Genomic DNA, 1,899 nt, shown 5'->3' on the forward strand with positions numbered 1-1,899 from the left:
GGATGGCGCAGCAACCAATGTTCAACCACTTGTCGAATATTGGGGAGTACTATAGAATGAAGATCCAAATGATGCAATAGATTATGCGTTTTCACGCTGTGAAAAGTTACAAGAGATCGAGGACGCATGTTATAAACGTCCTCCATAAATTAGACATAATCATTTGAAATTATTCATCAGAGTATGTGCCTCTCAAAGCTGTGAGACAACAGGCAACTATAATATTAACATGTATTACGAACGAAGTAACGTTCAGGCGAAAGCGTGTCTGAATGGGACATCTTAAACAACCTTTTAAATATACTAAAACATATGACACTTAATAATTTACTTAACTTTTACCTAAACAGTAAAAAAGATTTTAGGTCCGCTACCGCATATTCAAGGTATGTTCGAAATTTTCAAAATGCCATAATTGGACATGGAGATATTGTTACAGAATTTACTCGCATCATCCAATTGACTAGCAAACAAGTAGCCAACACTCCTGGATATGATCCCGTTGCAGATGCATTGTCATTCTTTAATAAAATGATTATCTTGCCAAATATCTCATCAATGTCAAGTAAGACAAAATCAGATTGGCGAAGTGGATACACGCATTTTGCAAAAACAATTTTAGGACAATTCTATGCAAATACTTGGATTTTTTCAAGTATAAATGATCAAACATTATGTGATATGGTTGCAAAATCAGCAATATTTGCAGATAAAGATATTGTTTCAAAAGTTGTGAGTGGACAACTTGGAACCAATAAAAACAAGGGCGTGGGTAACCCCGAAGCATGTTGGGATCACTATACAAAATGCCGAGACAATAATGTTAAAAAAGGCAATCCAACCACAGATTGTAATGGTATACCATGTATTGCAGACGATAATACAGAAGCAAACAAAGCTATTAAGAACGCAATATTAGAAGGATCAATGATGCAATCGATAACACCAACGGGAGGGTATAGACTTTTTAAGGATTATGAAGCATGTCATATTTGGGGACTCGTTGATGATTGTCATTATTACACAAGTATAGCTAATTTGGTGCTAATTCCTCGCGCAATTTCAGGAATGTCTGATCATTGTCAAGCTGTAATTGATCTTTTACGATATGAGTCATACAAGAGGTTTGGCATTTTGCCAAAAGGGCAGGTTATACCACAAAAGCCTCAGGGGTACAATTCCCTAAAATGGAGAAATTGAAATGTCTCACAGCAAACTACATAACAAATTCATGCGTAAGCAATGGAAGGGTCGGTCTTTGTTCGCAGCAAAGGCTGACCTTCCTGTGCGCAGTGAGCATCGACAGGATGAGTGTCCGAGGAACAAACCCTCGAAGTTCATCACTACCAGATGCAGTTTTAGCAAGGTGGCTTGGTTGCAAGAGTTTACATCCTACGGTGGACACAAGATTCCCAAAGGTGGTCATCGCAAGGTAAGCGGTATTGTAAGAGCCAAAATGCGAGAGGAAGTGAGACGTGAGATAGTAAATGAATTAATAACTCCTAAAAACAATAAAAGCTATGAGTCTATTTGATGATGATATGTTTAACGACCCGGATGACCTGGATGAGTGGTTCTATTTTAAATTGTTCCCTCCATACAAAGACATTCTTGGAGAAAGAATTAGTGAAAAAATAAATGAGTTTACCATTGAAATGAAAGATAAAGATGAACGATTATTCGATGTGCTAAGAAGAGAACTTTCTGAATGGTTAGTTTGTAATGGATTAGCAACAAACGATATAAAATTCGAAGTTGACAACGACAATACTCCCGTATATGAATTTGGTATATGCAGATATGGGCAATATAATCCATCAGAGAAGAAAATAACTCTCTTTAACACAATACTCTGTTAATTCTAACGTAATCGTTTGAAAATGAAGGAGTTAATTAACG

The 1,899-nt window shown here is 36.6% G+C and carries 2 protein-coding genes; both read left to right on the forward strand.

The genetic code is table 11. From position 1 onward, the window contains the following. Window positions 1–312 precede the first annotated feature (312 nt). Window positions 313–1,200 carry a hypothetical protein gene (locus KM934_RS12660; RefSeq protein ID WP_215760968.1) on the forward strand — a complete coding sequence of 296 codons (888 nt, stop codon included), beginning with the start codon at window positions 313–315 and terminating at the stop codon, window positions 1,198–1,200. A gap of 320 nt (window positions 1,201–1,520) precedes the next feature. Next, window positions 1,521–1,859, forward strand: a complete 339-nt coding sequence (locus tag KM934_RS12665) for a hypothetical protein (protein ID WP_215760970.1) — start codon at window positions 1,521–1,523, stop codon at window positions 1,857–1,859. Window positions 1,860–1,899 lie beyond the last annotated feature (40 nt).

The organism is Hallella faecis (assembly GCF_018789675.1).
GTDB lineage: Bacteria > Bacteroidota > Bacteroidia > Bacteroidales > Bacteroidaceae > Prevotella > Prevotella faecis.